Annotated in this window: 13 protein-coding genes; 3 read left to right on the top strand and 10 right to left on the bottom strand. The window is 56.2% G+C overall.

From position 1 onward, the window contains the following. Window position 1: 1 nt before the first annotated feature. From Fuma_RS05100 to Fuma_RS05055, 10 genes are all read right to left on the bottom strand, one after another. Window positions 2-265 carry a hypothetical protein gene (locus Fuma_RS05100; protein WP_077023191.1) on the bottom strand — a complete coding sequence of 88 codons (264 nt, stop codon included), beginning with the start codon at window positions 263-265 and terminating at the stop codon, window positions 2-4. 36 nt (window positions 266-301) lie between these two features. After that, the gene (proB, locus tag Fuma_RS05095; protein ID WP_077023190.1) at window positions 302-1,489 is read right to left on the bottom strand and encodes a glutamate 5-kinase; all 1,188 of its coding nucleotides are present in this window, start codon (window positions 1,487-1,489) and stop codon (window positions 302-304) included. Between the two features lie 12 nt (window positions 1,490-1,501). Next, window positions 1,502-3,109: a hypothetical protein gene (locus tag Fuma_RS05090; protein WP_145943998.1), complete on the bottom strand. Its 1,608-nt coding sequence runs from the start codon at window positions 3,107-3,109 to the stop codon at window positions 1,502-1,504. Then, complete coding sequence (locus Fuma_RS05085) at window positions 3,106-5,688, bottom strand: ABC transporter substrate-binding protein (protein ID WP_077023188.1); 2,583 nt, start codon at window positions 5,686-5,688, stop codon at window positions 3,106-3,108. Before Fuma_RS05085 ends, Fuma_RS05090 begins: the two co-directional genes overlap by 4 nt. A gap of 1 nt (window position 5,689) precedes the next feature. Further along, complete coding sequence (locus Fuma_RS05080) at window positions 5,690-8,806, bottom strand: outer membrane protein assembly factor BamB family protein (RefSeq protein WP_158520855.1); 3,117 nt, start codon at window positions 8,804-8,806, stop codon at window positions 5,690-5,692. Window positions 8,807-9,063: 257 nt separating this feature from the next. After that, on the bottom strand, window positions 9,064-10,638 hold the full coding sequence (locus Fuma_RS05075) for a protein kinase domain-containing protein (protein WP_077023186.1): 1,575 nt from the start codon (window positions 10,636-10,638) through the stop codon (window positions 9,064-9,066). 71 nt (window positions 10,639-10,709) lie between these two features. Further along, window positions 10,710-11,153, bottom strand: coding sequence for an ExbD/TolR family protein (locus Fuma_RS05070; protein WP_077023185.1), 444 nt, complete (start codon window positions 11,151-11,153; stop codon window positions 10,710-10,712). Between the two features lie 149 nt (window positions 11,154-11,302). Further along, window positions 11,303-12,025, bottom strand: coding sequence for a MotA/TolQ/ExbB proton channel family protein (locus tag Fuma_RS05065; protein WP_229360846.1), 723 nt, complete (start codon window positions 12,023-12,025; stop codon window positions 11,303-11,305). A 60-nt stretch (window positions 12,026-12,085) separates the two neighbouring features. Next, entirely contained in the window at window positions 12,086-12,991 is a 906-nt protein-coding gene (locus tag Fuma_RS05060; RefSeq protein ID WP_077028112.1) for a hypothetical protein, read from the bottom strand. 212 nt (window positions 12,992-13,203) lie between these two features. Beyond that, the gene (locus tag Fuma_RS05055; protein ID WP_077023184.1) at window positions 13,204-14,085 is read right to left on the bottom strand and encodes an NAD(P)H-hydrate dehydratase; all 882 of its coding nucleotides are present in this window, start codon (window positions 14,083-14,085) and stop codon (window positions 13,204-13,206) included. A gap of 245 nt (window positions 14,086-14,330) precedes the next feature. On the opposite strand from Fuma_RS05055, the gene Fuma_RS05050 reads away from it, so the two are divergent. The 3 genes from Fuma_RS05050 (at window position 14,331) to Fuma_RS05040 (ending at window position 19,963) form a co-directional block, all read left to right on the top strand. After that, a complete protein-coding gene (locus Fuma_RS05050; RefSeq protein ID WP_077023183.1) occupies window positions 14,331-17,039 on the top strand; it encodes a DEAD/DEAH box helicase in 2,709 nt (902 codons plus the stop codon). A gap of 498 nt (window positions 17,040-17,537) precedes the next feature. Continuing rightward, window positions 17,538-19,352 (top strand): adenylate/guanylate cyclase domain-containing protein, encoded by a 1,815-nt coding sequence (locus Fuma_RS05045; protein ID WP_077023182.1) that lies wholly within the window; start codon window positions 17,538-17,540, stop codon window positions 19,350-19,352. Next, complete coding sequence (locus Fuma_RS05040; RefSeq protein ID WP_077023181.1) at window positions 19,349-19,963, top strand: PNPOx family protein; 615 nt, start codon at window positions 19,349-19,351, stop codon at window positions 19,961-19,963. The genes Fuma_RS05045 and Fuma_RS05040 overlap by 4 nt, the downstream gene beginning before the upstream one ends. Window positions 19,964-19,982 lie beyond the last annotated feature (19 nt).

Genomic DNA, 19,982 nt, shown 5'->3' with positions numbered 1-19,982 from the left:
GCTATCGGCGTCCGGACAGCAGCACAAAGCCGATGGCGATGATGAATACACCGCCAATGCTGTAATCCTGTGGACTCAGATGGATAAGCTTGTCAGAGATGATTCCGTTCACCTGACCTGCCCACTGGACAAATTCTCGTTTGATTTCGGAAATCATGGATGCACCGATGGCCACGCGTTTTGATTGAATTTCAACTCTGCTTTGAGCATGGGGCACGCGCGGTGAGATGATCCGAATTTCTTTCCTAATTGGTTCGTCCGTCATCAACTGACGGTCGGATTATTCAGCCTGTGCTGAATGTTACGGCTGCACGGGCGGCGCATCGGTTGTTTCACCGAGAGAAAAAACCCGGCTGTCGTCTGTGACGACAAGATTATCGCGATGAATAACTTCGCGATACGGGATATGTCCCAGCAACTCCGGGATGCTTTCGGAGCGGTGTCCGGCGATCCGCCGAATTTCTTCCGCCGTGTAGTTGACTAGCCCGCGAGCGACTTCGCGGCCGCCTGCCTGGGTGAGCGACACGCTGGCTCCCTGCCCGAAAGTGCCGACCACGTTCTTGATACCCACGGCCAGCAATGACTTGCCATTTTGCACGACCGCTTTGCAGGCACCGTCGTCGAGTTGCAGAGTGCCTTCCGGGCGGGCCGAATAACCGATCCAGCGTTTCCATGCAGGGATCGTGGAGCCCGACGCCAGAAACAGGGTTCCAACTTCCTCACCAGTGGAAATTTGGTCCAGGACATCATCTGCCAGTCCGTTGGCCAGAATCACGCTTTCCCCCGTCTGAGTCGCGTTTAAGATGGCCTGCAGCTTGGCCCCCATGCCGCCGCGACCCCGAGAACTCTGGTCTGAAGACACGTGCTGCAGCATCGAAGAGTTGGGCTGTTCCACCAAAGAAATCACCTTGCTGCCAGGGCTATCTGGTGGTCCGTCGTACAGGCCGTCGACGGACGACAGAATGATCATCAACGGGTTCGGCACCAGTGCGGCAATCATGGCGGCAAGCTGATCGTTGTCGCCTAACGTGATCTCCGCGATGCTGACGCTGTCGTTTTCGTTAATGACCGGCGTGACGCCAAATGCCAGAAGCGTGCGAATGGTGTTGCGGATATTCAGGTAACGTCGGCGGCTGCGAAAGTCGTTGACCGTCAACAGAATCTGCGCGACTTTGTGTCCACTGGCACCAAAGCTGTCGCCCCAGGCCTTCATCAGCCTTGTTTGACCAGCAGCGGCCGACGCTTGTAGTTCGGGCAGCGTTTGAGGTCGTTGGGTCAGGCCCAGCACGCCAATGCCGGCCGCCACTGCACCGCTGGAAACCACCACCACTTTGCGGCCGGTGTTCATCAGTCGGTCGATTTGGTCGGACAGGTGTCGAATGCGTTCTTCGTTTAACTGGTCGTCGCTGCGCGTGAGCACATTGGAACCGATCTTGATGATCAGTGTGCGGGACGAATCGAAGACCTCCTGACGAACCAGATTACGCATGAGAAATTGGGATTAGTTTCCGGCCGCCTTGGCTTTGGCGGCAGCCATCGCTTTCAACTGCTGTATTTCGATCTGACGTTCGTTACGTTTTTCATCACTGAAGAACAGGTCAACAGTTGACTGCAGTCCGTCACAGAGTTGCCGGATGCGACTTGTGCCCAGCCGCCTTTCGTTGGCTTCTCGGATTGCCGGAATACGGACATTATTCACCTTTTCCAGAAAGTAGTCCTTCGCGGAGACTTCGTCGTAGCGTGTGAACAGGGCTTCAAGCTGCGACTCATCACCAGCTTCAGCTGCCTTTCGGGCTCGCGCCAACAGTACGGCTCGCAACGCGATGGCGTCGATCAGTTCGTCGGCCAGCAATTGCATCTCACCTTCCACCGCCAGCCGAATAGAATCGTCTGGTAATTCGATCGTGTCGCTGGGGATCAGCCCAGGTGCGTATGGGACTCGAGCGAGCAAAGACGCGCCGCTGTAAACTCGGATCCAGAACGTGGGATGGCCCGGATGCGTGTGGATGACGACTTCGCCGTTTCGATCGCTAACAAGTTTTGTTTGAGGCCCGTCTTCCGGATCATTCCAGTTCAATTGATATGCGAGCGCAAGCCGGTGCGACACCAGCGGCTTGTCCGGCCGGCCCTGCAACACCAACCGCACTTTGCTTTGATCGGCTGACGGTCGCTGGCGAACCGCAAGATGCTGGATCGCTCGCCCTTTTCCGCCAAACAATGAATAGGGTGAGTGTGTAATGAAGTATCCCTTCAGCAGGCCGGGAGCATTCTCACGGTCGACCGCCATGACTCGGATGTAAGACAGATCAAGCCGCAGCAGCTTGTCCAGCTTCTCTGGTTCTCGACGATTCATCTGGCGAACGAAAGGTCGCAGGACGTCCTCTTCTACCACTTGCTCGGCCGACGAATCCGGCGGCGGGATCTCACCCGCCTGAACCTGCATTTCCATAAAGTTGCGACCCGTTTCGTCGACGAACATGCGCTGGTACAGCACGCACGGACGAAAGGAGTCACGCACCAGCTGAGTAGCGACCGACGCAATCGAACGAATGTCGTGAGTCGTTCGCGTGGTGACGGGGGTCAGTTCCTGAATGCGTGAATCGTATTCGCGGCAACTGATGTTAAACGACGAACCGGAGGCCTCGACCGTCACCAGAAACGCCTTGTGGTATTCTTGTTCCGGATAGCGGTCCAGCATTTCGCCTTCAGTTAGCCATTCCAGATGCCGCCGTGTGGCCGGAATCAGCCAGTCGTTGGCCTGCACATCCGCGACCCACATGCGCCCATACATCCGCGCGATTGCATGGCGAATCGACATGATCATGTCATCTCGATCGGCCTGATCGGGCAGGCTGCGATTATCAATCGCGACTGACACGTTGACTGTGTACGGCAGGTTCTTGAAGAGAATTTCTTCCGGCGGTTCCGCTGGCTTTTTCGGCGCGGGCGTCGCAGTGTCTTCAGATGAAGGTTCTTCTGCCGGAGTCGCGGCTGACGGTTCGGCAGATGCCTCAGCGACGGGCGCCGGAGCTTCCTGACCGTGTGCAACCGAACAGGCGACATGCAGGCAAAACGCCGCAAAAGCGATGTAATTAGTTATCCGCATCATGGTGTCACCACCCAACGTTCGGCTCCATGATAGGTGCTTAACGGGCGTCCCTGGAAGTTTTTGACGTTGTTGCGAAACACCATGAAGTCGTCAATTTCCCATAGCGGAATCAAAAATGCCTGCGCCGCAATGTGACGGTGAATTGTGTGCAGCCGTTGCTGAGCGTCAATAAAGCTGGTGGCGTAATCCAGATTGATCAATTCCTGACGCAGCCAGTCGGGAAACCCGGCCAGACGCTCCACCTGGAACTTATCGTCCGTCAACAAAACCGGCCACAGGTCCAGCAGCGGTTCTTCCATCCGAATCCGACGATACATGATGTCCCAACCTTCGTCGCCCAATGGTTCGCCTTGACGATCGGCAGAAATCAGTTCGACATCGAAGCCCAATGCATTCCAGCGTTTGACCATTTGTTCGGCTGGCAGCATGGCCATTTCGTCCGGGTCGCACAGCATTCGTAGCTTTGGTAACTGAACGTGTTCACCCGCCGCGTTGATTTCGGCCGCATGGTCCTGGCGGAAAACTTCTTCGTCCCAGTCTTCCTTCGCGGCCAGCGCGGCGGCTTTGGCATCGGCGACAAACTTCTGTTTGTCCGGAATCCGAAGCTGTTCCAGCGCCGCTAACCTCAGCAGATACGAAAGGTAGTGATCATAAGGAGTCACTTTGACCAGCGGGCTGTTGGCATAGCTGCCCGTGTGCCACGGCGCGCTGATCGGCCTTCCATATTTCATCTCTTCATCACGTAACAGCACAATCTTCAGCAGCCCTTCGCGATCAATCCCAAACGAGAGTGCTCGACGCAGTTGCGGACTGGAAACCGCCGACGACATCGGGTTGAACACCAGCACATGCGTCTGCGGGATCGCGTACTTTTGGACGAAGAACTGATCCTGCGATTTGAAGACATCCACTTCCCACGGCCGAAGATGAGGAATCACGTCGACCTCGTTGCGATTGAATGCCTGGATAACGGCATGGCGATCGGGGTATTTGATCTCCTGAATCTCGGCCACGTGGTACCGCTGAGCGATCAGGCCGTCTTCTTCCGGTACCGAGCGCAGATAGCGGCGTCGATCCGGCGTTTCGTCTGCCAGCGTAAACCGAGTGGACAACACTTCGGAGGCAGTGCCGGGCGGAGCGGGTTGTTTCTCCGGCGGGACGCCAACAATTGGAAACCGAAACAATGCTTCCAGATTTAGCGGAACGCGATGAAAGCTAACCTGCAGTTCCGTCGGAGAATGGACGGAGAATTCCTTCACGAACGACGCCAATCGCGGATTGAACGTAGGCCGAAGCGGATCCAGCAAATCGGCCAGGGTGTCCGCAATCTGATTGGCCGTCAGCAGTGGCTGCGACTGCCAATAGGGTCTCGTTTGACGCACGCTGAACACGACTTCTCGGCCCAGATCCTGTGGGTCCCACAGATCAAAATAGCTGGACTGAAAATACGTGAGTTCGTCAGCACCGCTCGGTTCAAAAAGCGGAACGGTGGTCAGTTCCTGATGCCGGAAGTCGGCTTCCAGCGGGACGGGCGAAATCAACTGTTCGCCACAAAACCGCCGCACGGGAACTCGCAAAATTTGATACCGCAGCATGGCCTGCGTGTAAAGCACTCGATCGTTGCCGCCCAGTTCCGTTCCAGAAGCGGACCAAAACATGGCTGCATCTTTGGCCGCCATGGCAGCTTCGGCGTGCTGGCCTGCGGCTGTGAGTTGCTGAGTTTTCTGCAATAGTTGCCGAGCGGTTTTCTGAAGCTGCTGCTCCCATTTTGAAACGACAGGGTGCTGAGGAAAATGGCGGCTTAGCCGGCTGAGGAAGTATTTTGTCTTCGCCATGTCCTCATCGGCCATCGCGGCTTCAATCTGCCCGTCGATAATTTGAGACATCATTATCGGCAGTTGCTGATTTTCAATATTTCGAATGGCTAGTTCGTCCAATAGTGCCAGAGCCGCGATGGTATCGTTATCGTCGAGCTTCATATTCGCTTCGCGCAACAGCAGAGCGTCGAAGCGAGGCTGTGACAATTCCCATCCCGGCGCCTGGATTTCGACCTGCATCAGCATTTCATAAGCCTTGCGGATCTCACCAGCTTCTAACAGCTGATCGATCCGGCTTAGCATCAGCCGTGGAAAGGAAATAATCTGCGCGACCTGTGAGAGCGGAATTCTGTAATCGGAATTGCTGTCTTCCAGCAGTACAACGTTGATCTTTCGCAGTTCCAGCAAACGATCACGTCTTGCCTGACGTTGCTCCGTTGAACCGCCGGTCTCCGCTTCCAGTTCTTGCTTTTCCTTCATCCGTGCCACCAACGGATCGGGACGTGGGAAGATTGGCTCCGTGACTAATACTGAATCGTCTTTCAGAACAAGCCAGTCAAACGGATCTTCCGTCGTCATTAATTCTTCGAAGGTTGGCAATTCCATATCGGCCAACTTCGGAAGTTCGGCCGTAGGGTTTTCTTCGTCCTGAGCACGTCCCTGTGGCGCGCACAACAGTGCGATGACGACAACTAAACAAAGCTGAAGCCGCGAATTCGAAACCAATGCCAAGCGATGGTGCGTGTGAAGGTGAATAGCCATTCTACTTCAGCAGATCTTCTATTGAGTACAGGCTTCCATCCAGACCAATCACAATGATGGACGAACCAACGGCGATCGGCCCCTTTTGAGCGTCCTGGGCGAGGGAGATCTTCTTGTCCGTGGGGTTGCCGTCTTTGTCCAGCAACAGCACGTCACCGTCAGACAGACACGCGATAAAACCGCCGCCGACATCCAACGGTGGCCCAACAAGAAACCGTCCATTCAACGGGATCGTGGCGGTGACCGGCAGATCGGGAGATCGTCCAAAGACCTTCAATTCCCGGCGAGCCACCTCGACGAAGATGCGGTCGCCGGAAACAAACGGCGAAGCACTGGCGACGGCCCCCAGCGACGCTTCGCCAAGCACCTCCAACGTTGTGGTGGCCATGGCCTGAAGGTTTCCTTCTGACGTACAGGCAACCAACAGATCGCCAGCAGACGTTGGCCGTAAATCCACAGACTGCTGCAGCGGCGTATCGCTGATATGAGTCAAATGTGGTCGCGGCGACGCTCGGTATTCAACTCGCATCGCCACGTTGTCGGACGTAATAGCCAACACCTGATTTTCGTTGAGGGCAACAAGGCTTTTCCAGTTGGTTTGTTTTTCAACGCCCTGAGCTGCCTGGAAATCCTGAACGCGGGCTCCGCTGCTATTGGCCGTCATTTGCAAACGGCCTGACATGGCCACAACGATCCCGTCCGAAAGAGAAACGGGTTGCGTTTGAGGCGCCCCACTCAAAGGCCAGCGCTGTTCCAGCTGACCAGACGGAGCGAACGTCCACACGGCCGGTTCGTCACCGCCGCAGAATGACGCCAGTCGGCCATCATTGAGAGCCAGCCCGCCGACCTGTTCCTTAAGCTTATCCGGTAGCGAATGGCGACTCACCTGGTCCAGCACGAATCCACCTGCTTTGATGGTCTGCATAGGAACTCGGAACACATCACCGAAATCGCTGACTGCTAACAGTGATTGGTTTTCGTTAGTTGGGCCAGCCGCGACGACATGAGTTCCCACAACCGTTCGCCAACGGCCCTCCATCGCCTGCGGATCGACTTTGGAGAAAAAGACGGACGACGAATATGGCTCGTTGGTCGTGACGTACACATTTTGATCCAGAAACTGAATCGGCTGACGATGCACGCCGTTGGCGGCCGACGCGGTTTCCAATTCTACAGCATTCGTGCGAACCCGGAATTTCCGCAACGCTTCGCTGGCCATCCATAACTGGCCCTGTGGTCCGGCCAGCAAGTGCACTGGCGCGGGAGATGCATTTTCCAGTTGGTTGGAACCAATCCGAGACAGGGGCGGATCGGCGTCGGGCGAATCATTCACACTGAATGCAGTGACTCGCTGAGGCGTGGAAGGGATGAACAATTCTGTCCCACGCAGAAGACCCGGATCGCGAATTTGCCCAAGTACCGTGATCGGATCTGTCGTCCGACGCACCGTGACTTCGCCCGTGCCTTCATTCATGTCCAGCACTCGTAGTCGAGCGACGTTGGCTTCGTCGTTATCGCAAAGCAGAAGTAGCTTTCCGAGCGTCAACATCGGCGCTTCGACGCTGCCCAAACGGTGCTCAACATACGACACCGCAACGCATTCGAACGGATTCACCGTCAGCGTGTAGACCACTGACTGGTCGCCAGGGATCACGAGGTATTTCTGATCGCGAGTCAGCGTTGGCGGGCCGACCACCGGTTGGTTAAAGACGACTCGCGAAATCGCTTTTCCGTTGTCGACTGACAGACGCCACAGTTCACCCGACGCTGTCGTGATAAAGATTTGCTGCTGAAAGATCAGCGGCGGGCCTGATGGTCGAGATGGAATCGTTTGCCGCCAGATCAGCTTTCCGCTGGCCTGTTCAAGCAACATCAATTGGTTTAAGTCAGTGTGATACACGAGCAACGCTGGTTGCGACGCGTCGACTCTTACCGGCGCGAAGGGAGCATTCTTACCCACGCTTCGTTTCCAAAGCGGCTCGCCGGTTTCCGCGTCGAGGCCAAAACAACTGTCCAAGCCCACACCAAAGACGCGGGTTCCGCGTGAAACAGCATCGACTGTGGCCTGAGTTCGCAAAGACAGAGTGGCGGCCGGAATGCCGGACGTGGGAATGTCTTCGGTGACTGCGTCCTGCCCAAGGTCTTCCTGAGTTGTCTGGGCCTTTTCCTTTGTCAGGATGTCGGCCAGAATTTTTGAGACGTCGGCGTCGTCGGTAAGCGAATCGTAGCGATCGATCAAAGCCTGGCGGGATTCGAGGGCTCCGAACGTGTCGCCGACGTCCAGCTTGGTTTTGATCTCGGTCATGAACTCGTTGAGTTTACCGGCTTTTAAAATTGCAGCTTCCGCCTTTCGCTGCAGATCGCGCAGGTCATTCGCGAGCGCCAAAGGCACGTCTTCCGGCTTGTAATATGCTTCCAGAATCGCGGTCGCCTCACGGCTGTTTTCAAGGGCTTCGGCGCTTTTCTGATCTTCGGCAACAAGAGCGCCGACTCGAGCCAGGCGTTCCGCATATCGTCGCACGTTCTCTTTTTCGTCCGCAAAGCCGGTCAGGTCGCGGCAAACGCGGATGAAGTCGTTCAGTTCCGCCACGCCGTCTTTGACCTGAGGAGCGGAATAGTTGGTAGCCTTGCTGTATTTTTGCACGCGAGCCTTGTGCAACGCGATGCGGGCTTCGTCTTCGTATGTGCCGCCGGCGTACGCCTGCAGGTGTGTCATCAAACGAGATTCAGCTTCAGGGAAGGCTTGTTCTTTAAGCTTGGCCATCGCCGCATCAAAACTGCGACGTTCGCCTTCTGACATGATCATCACCATGAAGATGATCGCCAGCAGCGCCAGGCCGATAAGCGTGATCCACATGGTCATCACGAACGGCGACTTCTTGACCGATTCTTCGCCGGGGCGAACTGCACCGCCAGCGAGCTTGTCGCTGAACTCGGCCATGCGACCGCGTCGAAGATGTCGGCGGCCTTTTTCTTCGCTAACGTCTTTTACGTCGTCTACTTCCTCGACGGCTTCGACCTCTTCGACTTCCTCGAAGTCGTCTTCGAATTCGTCGATCTCCTCGACTTCTTCAAAGTCGTCCAGTTCTTCGATTTCGTCGTAGTCTTCCCTCGGCACGTTGGCACCCGGTTTCTGATGTATAGGTCGGTTGAGTTTTCGTTGCCCAATAAGGCAGGAGATCGAAATGAGGAGGTGGCTGGTTGAGTGCCCGGCCACGACTGTGTTCTCACGAACTTTCAGCAGTCTGTCCGGTTCCTCTGTTTTCTGTGAGCGGCATGACGCCAGCCGTGGATTCGTGATGAGCTTTCCTGCCTGCCGTCGTGCGGCTGATAGGTTTCAGATAACCGCACGATACGGCCGGACTGCCATCGCGGCTAATTCAATTCCATGATCAATGATTTCACTTTGACGAAGCCGGCTTTCGCCGCCGCGTCTGCCACCAGAATTCGTTTTTCGTGAGTCGATTCCGGATCGATTTTGACTCGTAGTTCAATGTCATCAATGCCCGCCTTTTCAGATTCCAGCAGACGCACAATTTCGTCGAAAGCCGTGCCCTGCGTCCCGCCAATATAGATCTGATTGTCTCGATCAATCTCAGCTTCGACCGATGAATTCTCCTGCTGGGGCACAGACGTCGACATACCTTCTTCCGCAGTGGCCGGTGGCATGTCGATTTTCTTTTGCAGGTTAAACGCCGCTGTGATCATGAAGAAAATCAGCAACAGGAAAGTCACATCCACCATCGGCGTCAGGTCCATTTCCTCAAATTCCGGCTCGGGGCGCCCCAGCGCGAAATCGTCATCGTCTTCTTCTTCCCACGAAGGCAGTGAAACCGTGACCAGCGTCGGCCGCTTCGCCTTCTGCGATTTTGCACCAGATTTGCGTTGTGAACCTCCGCCCTGTCTTCCAGAAAGTGACGAAGCACTAGGCAGAGCCATCGTGGCACCGGCAGCCGCCCCTGGCGGCAATTCCAGATCGCCGCCGTTCTGAAGTCTGGCCGCTGCTGTACGCTGCGATTCGTTGGCGGCGGCCGCTTTTGCTTCCGCCGCCGCTTTGTCCAGTTCTTCCAGAATTGGCAGCTTGACCAGATCAAGGCTTCGGCCCTGCTTGTAGTAGGTGATCAGTTTCTTCAGATCAGACGAAACGTCCGCCGCTGACTGGTACCGCAGCACTCGGCGTTTGGCCATCATGCGATGAACCATGCGGCAAATGACATCGGGCAGTTTCGGATTCTGCTCCTTCAGCGGCGGCGGTATTGTGTTCAGATGCTGGACGGCAATTCCCATCGCTGTGGTGCCGGTGAACGGCGTCTTGCCGCACAACAGTTGATAGCACGTGACACCGAACGAATAGATGTCCGATCGAGGGTCAAGTTCACGACCGTTGACCTGTTCGGGACTCATGTAAAGTGGAGTCCCCAGCGTGGTGTTCTCTCGCGTCAGGTTTCCTTCTTCAGCACTCTTGTGAAGTTGAGCGAGCCCGAAATCGGCTACCTTCACGTCGCCCTTTTTCGTCACCAGAATGTTTTCCGGCTTGATATCGCGATGCACGATCCCGGCCTGACCGGCAGCCTTCAGCGCTGACGTCACCTGGCGAATGACGTGCAGCGATGAACCCAGATCCGGCACGCCCTTGGATTTTAGAATGGTGGCGAGGTTGCGACCTTGTACAAATTCCTGAGCGATAAAGTGGAAACCGTCTTCTTCACCAATCGTGTAGACCTGAACAATGTTGGGGTGATTCAACCCCGCCGCCATCATGGCTTCCTGTTTGAAGCGAGCCAGCATGACTTCGCCGGACGTGGCGATCAAAGCTGGCTTCATGATTTTGACAGCCACATGACGACTAAGCGTCGTTTGTTCTGCCAGATACACATCGGCCATACCGCCGCTGCCGAGATGCCTCAGCAGGCGAAATTCGCCAAGTGTTCTGTCAACAAGGTCTGTCATGCCTGGAATAATAATCTGTTACTAAATGAGGGCCGGTTCCTGGCGGCCGATACATTAACTGGCCCCGTGAACTACTTACGGTCGCGTACGGCGAATTTCATTTCGATCTCGATTTCCTGTTCCGACGCAACTTCGCCGATGATACCCTCGACCTCGCTAACCGTGCCCGACGGCACATCACGTTCGGCGTAGATCATCACCTTTAACGGCGGGCCAGCCGATTTCTGAATCAGCTCAGCCCTCAACTGCTCAAGCGACACCAGTGAATCGTCAATCTTCACTTCGGCTTCGGATCCCGCCGATACGGGGGCCAGCACCACGATGTCGAAAAAGCCGGACGCATTGGCATTTGTGCCTGACGTGGCTGGCGGAATATCGCGATCAGGCGTCGCCTGCATGGTGGATGTCACCATGAAGAAGATCAGCAGAAGGAACACGACGTCGATCATGGGCGTAATGTCCAGATCGGCCTCTTCCTTTTTCTTCTTCCGGCCAAAGCCGCTGTCTGTCAGCACGTTGTCTGTCTCCTGCGATGCCGAAGTGATCCGCTCTTCAAACGCTGCCTAAATCGCCCTGTCCCGCATAGCTTCAACTCCGGTTTGTCTGCAGCTATGACTGGGTCTATCACTGGTCCATCTGCAATTGCGAAAGAACCAACCACTCTTTACGCGTCGTCAACGTCGCCGCCTCGCACCTGAGCGGCTTCGAGATCGTCAAAAAATATCCCCATGTTTTCCTGAACAGAATCCTGCAATTTCGAGATGCGGGTTTGAGTCATATTGCCCAAAACTACCAGTGGAATTGCGATCGAAAGGCCTGCCGCCGTGGTGAACAGTGCGAAACTAATGTCGCCGGCGAGTGCAGAAGGCTTCACCCCGGATTCCCCGGTGCCGGCGATCTTGCCGAACGCCATGATCATCCCCGATACCGTTCCCAACAGCCCTAACATAGGAGCCGACTTGACCACCGTGTTGACCCAGCCAGTCCGAGCGTCGAATTCGGCCAGAATTTCACGGGAGAAGAATTCGGCGACGATGATCTTAATTTTCCGAATGGGCTTATTGCGATTTTCGATCGCCACGGTGATCAGCTGCGGAACTGCTTTTGCCCACACTTCCGGTTGATCGCATGCATCGGCCACACTTTCGAACTTGCCTTCTTCCAGTGAGTCACCGATCTCATCCAGAAACACGGCGGCAGATTCCCGGCTGGGAAAACTCTTCTGTTTGATCCGCCGCATCAGGATCACAATGCAGTACAGGCCAAAACCTGCCGCCAGTGCCATCGCAAGATAGATACCTTGACCAAACCAATACAGGATGCCCGACAGGTCAACAGCGGCAAACATCACGTCCGGTGCCGATCCCAATGAACTCACGAATTGCATGAAATGTTTCCTGCACCCAATGCGGCACGCCGCAGCCAAATTCCATTTAATAAACGAAGTCTACTTTAACTTTTGATTCACAACTGCGAATTCAAACTCATTACCTTTTCGCCTCACCTCAAAATACGTGCGGCGAATTTGCTCGATCGGCTTATTAGCGTAGTCCAGCTCAAGCCGAGCCAACTGTTGTTCTGTGTTCGGGTTGTAGAAGTGCAAAATCTTTCCGCTGGTTGGATCGGGAACACCCGCTGCCGCCAGCAGTTCAGCATCAGCCTTCATGCGGTCACCGTCCGTCCAGTTCATAAATAACCGCTGATCCTTCGCCGATTGTCGACCTTCTCGGACAACCGGAGTCGTCGACATATTACTGAGGTAATAAATGCGGCCATCCGGGAACGCACAGCCGATTTCAATTTTGAACTGATCCAGCTGCCGAGCATAAGACTTCAGATTTCCCTTGTCCGCAAACGTGACCACCCAGCGATTTTCGCGTTTGGTGCCGCCTTTTCCCGGTCCACCGCTGCCATATGGGCGGCCGCCGCTGCCTTCGGCGCTGCCGGGGTTTCCGCCGCCGCTGGGGTCGGTGAAGTTGTTGGGCTGCACCATCGATGCCGCAGTGTCCGAAAGCTTCAGCACCTGTTCGGTGATCTGTTCAAGCTGACTGACTTCCTGGTCGTTTGACAGCGAAGGATCATCGCTGGGGTCTTCAGGAGATTCGACGTCCAGACTCTCGTTCGGGTCACCATCTTCCCAACCGCCGTCGCCGGTCTCCATCAGGATCGGAATCGACTGCTGATCGGGCAGCAGATTGCTTAGCCAAATTGCGACCAACAATGCCACCAAAGCTCCCAAACTTAGCGCGGCGGCAATTTGAGCGGACGTGGCAATGTCGTACTTCGTTTCTGACATTCGCGGTACGCGACCAGTCACGTGCCGGGACTTTCGATCCGGTACTGATGTTGGCATGGCAATCCTGCGAATGAAGTCAGAAAGGAAATCAGCTCGAATGCAAGGCTGCATACGAGCATCACGTGGCCGTCGATGGCGAAATTCTTCTCACCCTGGTGAGAAACCAAAGAAAGGACGTCGGATGCTAGCCGTTCGGAAGTCAGAATGTCAACAAACTGATGGCTCTGAACACTTGAACGCCAAATACCGCCGCAACTGACGCTTCTGCATCAATCAGATGGCTCGTGCGAAAGATTCCGCCATGCCGCACTCAGAAAACGCAGCAAATCAGAAGCAATCATCCCGCGTTGTGACAACGCCTCGGCCGCCAGATCGCCCGCGATACCGTGGACGTAAACCGCCAGTATCGCACCCTCCAGCGCGTCGGCATGCTGCCCCAAAACGGCCGCTGTCAGCCCCGTTAAAATGTCGCCGCTGCCGCCGGTGGCCATTCCTGAGTTCCCCGTCTGGTTCACGTAGGTTCTGCTACCGTCCGTGACCACCGTGTTCGCCCCCTTCAGCACAACAGTCAGCTCGTGTTCGGCCGCAAAACGTTCTGCAAGCGACTCACGATTCGCACTCACATGCGAAATCGATTCACCGGTCAGTCGAGCAAACTCGCCGGGATGGGGGGTAATTACCCATCGCGAACGGCGTGGAATTCCGTGCAGCAGTTCGAATTCCGCCGCCAAATTTAGAGCGTCCGCGTCCAGGACAACCGGGCAGTCTGCCTGTTTTAACACGGCCAGCACCAGATCGGCGGCAAGTTTCGTCTGTCCGAGTCCCGGGCCGATGGCCACAGCCGACTTCCCGTCGAGCAACTCGGTGACAATGTCAGCGTCGACCGCAGCCAGCTGTCCGTGCACATCAGTCGGCAACGCCACGGTCATGTAAGAAGGCTCATACCCCGCGACGATCGCCTGAATCGATTGCGGCACCGCTGCCGTCACCAACCCCGCGCCGCCACGCAACGCGGCTGTCGCGGACAACGTAATCGAGCCGCTCATTCCGAGCGAACCACCGATGACCGCCACTTTCCCGAACGTGCCTTTGTGGCCATCCACGGGTCGGTTCGCGAATTCCAGGTCATCAATTTGTATCTTCGTGCTCATTCCGTTCCCCACCTTGCCAAAGGTTAATCTCCCCGCAATTTTACTTCGCTCGATCGATCAAGCGCACATTAAATGGTGGGCGAGGTTGTTACCAGGCTCCGGCGTTCCTGCGGAAGATCGTCGCGAAACATAAACGCGTTCCCGGAACCCTCACTACAACGAAATCCCGCGTCGCCTACAATGAAGGTTTACAGGACATCATTTGAAATCACAGGCTGAGCACGCCGACGGGAGCAACAATCAGAATGGAATCGGAACTGCCGTCGTCGGAAGAGATCGCTCTTCAATATCTTGACCAGCTTCCGTGGCCGCCGTACCCGTTTCAGGAACAGGCGATCTTCACATGGTTCGACAGCGAAGACGGTCTGCTGGTGTGTGCTCCCACAGGCACGGGTAAGACCGTCATCGCCGAAACGGCTTTGTTCGAAGCGTTACAAACCCGCCGCAAAGCGTACTACACCACGCCGCTGATTGCGCTCACAGAACAAAAGTTCCATGAGCTGCAGGATTCCGTCGAACGCTGGGGGTTCGCTCGTGAAGACGTGGGTCTGGTGACGGGAAATCGCAGAGTCAACCCGGACGCTCCGATTCTGGTAGTCGTCGCCGAAATCCTGCTGAACCGCCTGCTATCACCGGACGACTTCGCCTTCGACGACGTTGCTGCCGTGGTGATGGACGAATTTCACAGTTTCAACGATCCCGAACGAGGCATCGTGTGGGAGCTATCGCTTGGCATGCTGCCAAAAAATGTGCGAGTGCTGCTTATCAGCGCCACCGTCGGCAACGCGCCGGAATTCGTCATGTGGCTTAACAAACAACACAACCGGAAGCTTCGACTGCTGCAAAGTCAGGAACGCCGTGTGCCGCTTAGCTTTCGCTGGGTGATCGACGAATTGCTATCCGACCAACTGCAACTGATGGCAGCGGGCGAAGACGAAGAACGCTACACGCCCGCGCTGGTGTTTTGTTTTAATCGAGCGGAATGCTGGAGTACGGCCGAACAACTGAAGGGCAAGAACCTGCTGGCGTCAGGGCAGCAGAAGGCGTTACAGGCCGAAATTGAGCAGATGGATTGGTCGATCGGTGCCGGTGGAAAGCTGAAGCAGATTTTGATTCGTGGAGTTGGCATTCACCACGCCGGGCTGCTGCCGAAATACCGTCGAGCCGTAGAGTACCTGTTTCAGCAAAAGCTGCTTTCGGTGTGCGTCTGCACCGAAACGCTGGCGGCTGGGATCAACCTTCCCGCTCGATCAGTCGTCATGACGTCGCTGCTGAAGGGCCCGCCGCGCGCGCTGAAACTGATTGACGCCAGTTCGGCTCAGCAGATGTTTGGTCGAGCTGGCCGGCCGCAGTTTGACAGCCAGGGCTACGTGTACGCGGTCGCTCACGAAGACGATGTGCGGCTGCATCGCTGGCAACAGAAATACGACTCCATTCCGGAAGACACCAAGGATCCAGGCCTGCGTCGAGCCAAGAAGAACCTGAAGAAAAAAATGCCCAAGAAGCGGCCTGGGCAGCAGTACTGGACGGAAAAGCAGCTTGAACAGTTGCGAGACGCTTCGCCCGGGAAGCTCTCCAGCCGAGGCCGTCTGCCATGGCGGTTGCTCGCGTTTTTGATTCGCAAGTCGGGTTCAGTATTTTTGTTACAGGAAGCGATCCGCAAGCGTCTGCTGGATTCAAAAGAGAAAGAGGACGCCGAACGCAACATGAAGCGGATGCTGATCACGCTGGATGCTGGCGGCTTCATCACGCTAAGTCCGCCCCCACCAAACCGCCTTGACGCTACGGAAGAATCGCCGGAACCCGTGTTTCGCAGCCAGGCCGTCGGTTCGGGTGTTGAACTGGCGATCGAAGACGTGCAGGAAGGCCGTTCGGTCACGACGTCCGTCTGGGGCACGGGCCTGCAGATGGAAGATGACCCGATGGGCGATGTCGTCGACTTCAGCTCACGGCCTGAGGATGAAGACGACGGATTTGGCGTCGGAGTCCTTTTCGAAGATGATTCCTGTGACGACGCAGAATCCGTCACAACAACAGAAGCACCGGAAGACTCATCGCAAGAAACAACCACCGCGGACGAGCCGGAACCGGAGCCCGAAAAACCGGCCGGTCCCGGCGCGGGACTGCTGGGTGCACTCATCAACGAAGCCCGCGAATCGGGCGGCGTCGCTTCGACCAGTGCGGCGAAGAAGACGAAGCGTTCGAAACCCGACCTGAGTACCTCAACAGAAGCTGAACAAGCCAGTATGCGGCTCGACGACTACGAACCCGATCGAGCGGTCGCCACGCCTCAGCTTGAGATGCTGTTCGCCTTCCGCAGCATCAATTCCATCTTTGCCATCTTCCTGGCGGAACACTTCCATAAGGCCACGTATGAAGAACGGCTGCTGTTGCTGGAAGCGTCGCTGAACATGCCGGGGTCGGTTCGCAAAAGCGTGCGAGTTCCTTTGCCGGAACGTATGCCACCGGGAACTCTGGCCACCGGATACGCCGATCCGCAAGTGCTGACTCAGGGCCTGGCAACTCAGGAGGAACTTACCGGCTACCGCGAAGAAGACACAGGCCGCTTTATTCCACCACTGATGCTGGCGGAAAAAATGCACCTGCTGTTCCGCAACGAATTCCCCAGCATCCACGACGCTCGCATCACGGCGGTCTGGTGCGTCGGCGATTTGCTGCAATTTGGCGGCGACTTTAACAAGTATGTGCGAGCTCGCGACTTAACGAAACAGGAAGGCATTATCTTCCGTCATTGCCTGCGTATGATTTTACTGTGCGGCGAGTACGCTCAAATCGAACCGCCGGAAATGGACCCCGTCCAGTGGCGCAGTGATTTGGCAGAGCTGGCCGCACTGCTAACCGATTCGTGTCGAGCCGTGCATCCTTCCAGCACGGACGAAACCCTGACCGCTCTGGAAAGCTGCAAGCTGGACCCCGATCAACTGGTCGTGTAAACAGACCGCAGCCGGTTTCCCTTTGTGGCCTGCCCCTTGGAGCCGGGCAGTGTTCGGCACCTGACTCAGCGGACGTGAGATGAAATAGTTTGTTTGTGTTATCGAGAATGGAATAGTGTGACCGGAAGACGTTAGCCTCTCGCATCACAGGATCGTACGGCTTTGGAAAAGGCCAATCAGTCGTGCAACAGGAAGCAGATACAATCACAACAGGAACAATTTGGGTGCGCTGTCGCTTCAACCCCTCTCGCAATTTATTGCGGGAGGGGTCGATCGAGCGAAGCAAGATCGGGGGAGGGCCAGGCGCGGAGAGTGAAAACGCAATTCGTAAATCTAACGCCCCTGCAATCGAACAGTGTTCGGCACCCAACTCGGAGAGTCGGGCCACAATCTACCTCTAACAACTAATTAAACCGCATCGTAGCTTCTGATCTGAATCGCAAGTTCTCATTCACGACAGACAGACGGACGGCGGTCCCGCCGCGTAGCAAAAACCTTATGTATCGACTGCTTGCCTTTCATAATTCGCGAATGCTGGACCGCCAGATCCTGCTGGCCGACGGTCGTACGTATGTGCTGGGCCGGTCGATCGACAGCGAGATCGTCGTCGATTGGGACGAAAAGATTTCCCGCCAGCATGCACTGCTGATTCCACAGCCGGACGGTGTGGTGCTGAATCGGCTGAAGCAGGCTTCGAATCCCGTCTTTGTCGACGGTCAACCGGTTTCGCGCATTGTGCTGAAACCAGGTCAGTCGTTCGTAATCGGAGCCACGCGGTTCGAACTTCATCAGGTCACGCAATCAGATTCGCCTCGCAACAACGCCGTCCAACAGTTGCCGATTGATCGCAAACAACTGCAGCAGATCCGCTACGAAGACGCCGACAAACGCATTGAAGTGCTGGCCAGTTTGCCCGCCGTGATTCGCGAATCCGGCGTGCAGCGCGACTTGTTTGTGCGACTTTGCAATCTGCTGCTGGCCGGAATTCAGCATGCAGAAGGCGTGGCGATCGTTTCCATGGACCGATCGCACAAACGAGCGGTCGCATTGCATCAGGAACGCCGCTTCGAGGCAGACGGGTCGCTGCGACCGAGCACTCGTCTGGTGCAGAATACTCAGGAACAGGGCCGGACGGTCGTGCATGTGTGGGACGACGCCAACGATACCGATGGCGGGTACACACAGCACGCCGGCTTCCACTGGGCGTATTGCACGCCCTTTGTAGCACATGCCTCCGGGAACAGTCCGGCAGTCGACAGGAACTCAGCAGCAGACGACCCGGCCGATGGCCCGCTGGCAATTTACGTGGCAGGCCGCAGTCCGGGAGAAGGCGCGAAAGTCAATCAAAAGCGAATTCACGCGGATGTGAAGTTCACAGAATTCATCGCGGAAATCGTCAGTTCACTGCAGAGGCAGCGAGAACTGGAGCGGCAGCAGTCGGGACTGCGTCAGTTTTTCTCGCCACCCATTCTGGAAGCTTTGGGACAGGATCTGGACACGTCGCTGCTTGAACCGCGCGAATGTGATGTGACGGTGCTGTTTTGTGACCTTCGTGGCTTCAGCCAGCAGGCCGAAGAACAGGCGGATGACCTGACCGGGCTGCTGGAACGAGTCAGCCTGGCTCTGGAAGTGATGACCAGCCAGATCCTGAGGTTTGGCGGCGTCACCGGAGACTTTCAGGGCGACGCCGCTTTGGGATTTTGGGGCTGGCCCATTAGTTCAGAAGAAGCCCCCCTAAACGCCTGCCGCGCAGCGATGGCTATTCGGGAAGAATTCGCGAAGGCCCAGGCAACGCCCGGTCATCCGCTGGCCGATTTCGAAACCAGCATCGGGATCGCTCACGGGCGAGCGGTCGCGGGAAAGATTGGAACTCGTGAACAGGTGAAAGTCACGGTGTTCGGCCCGGTCGTCAATTTGGCCAGCCGTTTGGAAAGCATGACGCGACAGTTGCACGTGCCGATTCTGATCGACGACAACCTGGACAAACTGATCCGCAAGAATCCGGGTTCGTTTGAAGGTCGTGTGCGACGTCTGCTGCATGTTCTGCCCTATGGAATGGACAATTCTTTGATCGTCAGCGAACTGGTGCCACCGGAAAGCAGCCTGCCTCAACTGACGAACAAACACCTTGCCGATTTCGAACACGGACTACAAAAATTCATCGACGGGCAATGGCCAGAAGCCTGGCGGTATCTACACAGCATGCCCGCCGACGATCGAGCTCAGGATTTTCTGGCGATGCAGATCACGCTGCATGACCGCACGGCACCACCAGACTGGGACGGCATTGTGCGAATGAAGAAGAAAGCATGAAGAAGCTTTTTGAACGACCGGACGATCGTGATGCCGTCGAAGCCGACTGCTGGAAGCTCTTGCATCACGCGGTTGAAGCCAATGACTGCGGCTGGCGACTGCCGGTTTTGGCGACCGTCGACAACGGAGCATGCCGTCAGCGGATTGTGGTTCTGCGTTCCGTGGACGCGGCCACACGCACGATCCTTGCTCACACAGATATTCGGTCTGCGAAAGTGTCCGCACTGAAAAACGGCGCAACCGCATCGTGGCTGTTCTACGACGCATCGCTAAAAGTACAAATGCAGTTTGTGGGACACACGCAGATTCACCACCACGACCGATTGTCACAGCAGCTGTGGGACCAGCAGCCACTCAGCAGTCTACGCGGGTATCTTGCACCGCTGCCGCCGGGCACCCGATGCGAAACCGCAGAAGTCAATCTGCCAGCCAATGTTCGAGATCGCGTGCCGGACGCGACTGAACTGGCCGCCGCGAAACAGAATTTCGCGGCAATTTCGTGCGTGGCCTCCAGCATCGAATGGCTGCTGTTAAGGCCGTCCGGCAATCTTCGGCTGAAGGTCCGATACGACGCAGATGGCAGTCGAACCATCGACTGGCTGGCCCCGTAACGAGGCCAGGCCACCGCCA

Origin of the sequence: Fuerstiella marisgermanici (genome assembly GCF_001983935.1) — a bacterium.
Lineage (GTDB): Bacteria > Planctomycetota > Planctomycetia > Planctomycetales > Planctomycetaceae > Fuerstiella > Fuerstiella marisgermanici.
This window is presented reverse-complemented; position numbering and strand designations above follow the sequence as displayed.

What these genes read in the sequence shown, in the direction of transcription:
- Fuma_RS05100 (WP_077023191.1), bottom strand. Translation starts at nt 265, where the DNA reads ATGACGGACGAACCAATTAGGAAAGAAATTCGGATCATCTCACCGCGC.
- Fuma_RS05040 (WP_077023181.1), top strand. Translation starts at nt 19,349, where the DNA reads ATGAAGAAGCTTTTTGAACGACCGGACGATCGTGATGCCGTCGAAGCC.
- Fuma_RS05090 (WP_145943998.1), bottom strand. Translation starts at nt 3,109, where the DNA reads ATGATGCGGATAACTAATTACATCGCTTTTGCGGCGTTTTGCCTGCAT.
- Fuma_RS05050 (WP_077023183.1), top strand. Translation starts at nt 14,331, where the DNA reads ATGGAATCGGAACTGCCGTCGTCGGAAGAGATCGCTCTTCAATATCTT.
- Fuma_RS05075 (WP_077023186.1), bottom strand. Translation starts at nt 10,638, where the DNA reads ATGACAGACCTTGTTGACAGAACACTTGGCGAATTTCGCCTGCTGAGG.
- Fuma_RS05065 (WP_229360846.1), bottom strand. Translation starts at nt 12,025, where the DNA reads ATGCAATTCGTGAGTTCATTGGGATCGGCACCGGACGTGATGTTTGCC.
- Fuma_RS05060 (WP_077028112.1), bottom strand. Translation starts at nt 12,991, where the DNA reads ATGCCAACATCAGTACCGGATCGAAAGTCCCGGCACGTGACTGGTCGC.
- Fuma_RS05055 (WP_077023184.1), bottom strand. Translation starts at nt 14,085, where the DNA reads ATGAGCACGAAGATACAAATTGATGACCTGGAATTCGCGAACCGACCC.
- Fuma_RS05085 (WP_077023188.1), bottom strand. Translation starts at nt 5,688, where the DNA reads ATGGCTATTCACCTTCACACGCACCATCGCTTGGCATTGGTTTCGAAT.
- proB (WP_077023190.1), bottom strand. Translation starts at nt 1,489, where the DNA reads ATGCGTAATCTGGTTCGTCAGGAGGTCTTCGATTCGTCCCGCACACTG.
- Fuma_RS05045 (WP_077023182.1), top strand. Translation starts at nt 17,538, where the DNA reads ATGTATCGACTGCTTGCCTTTCATAATTCGCGAATGCTGGACCGCCAG.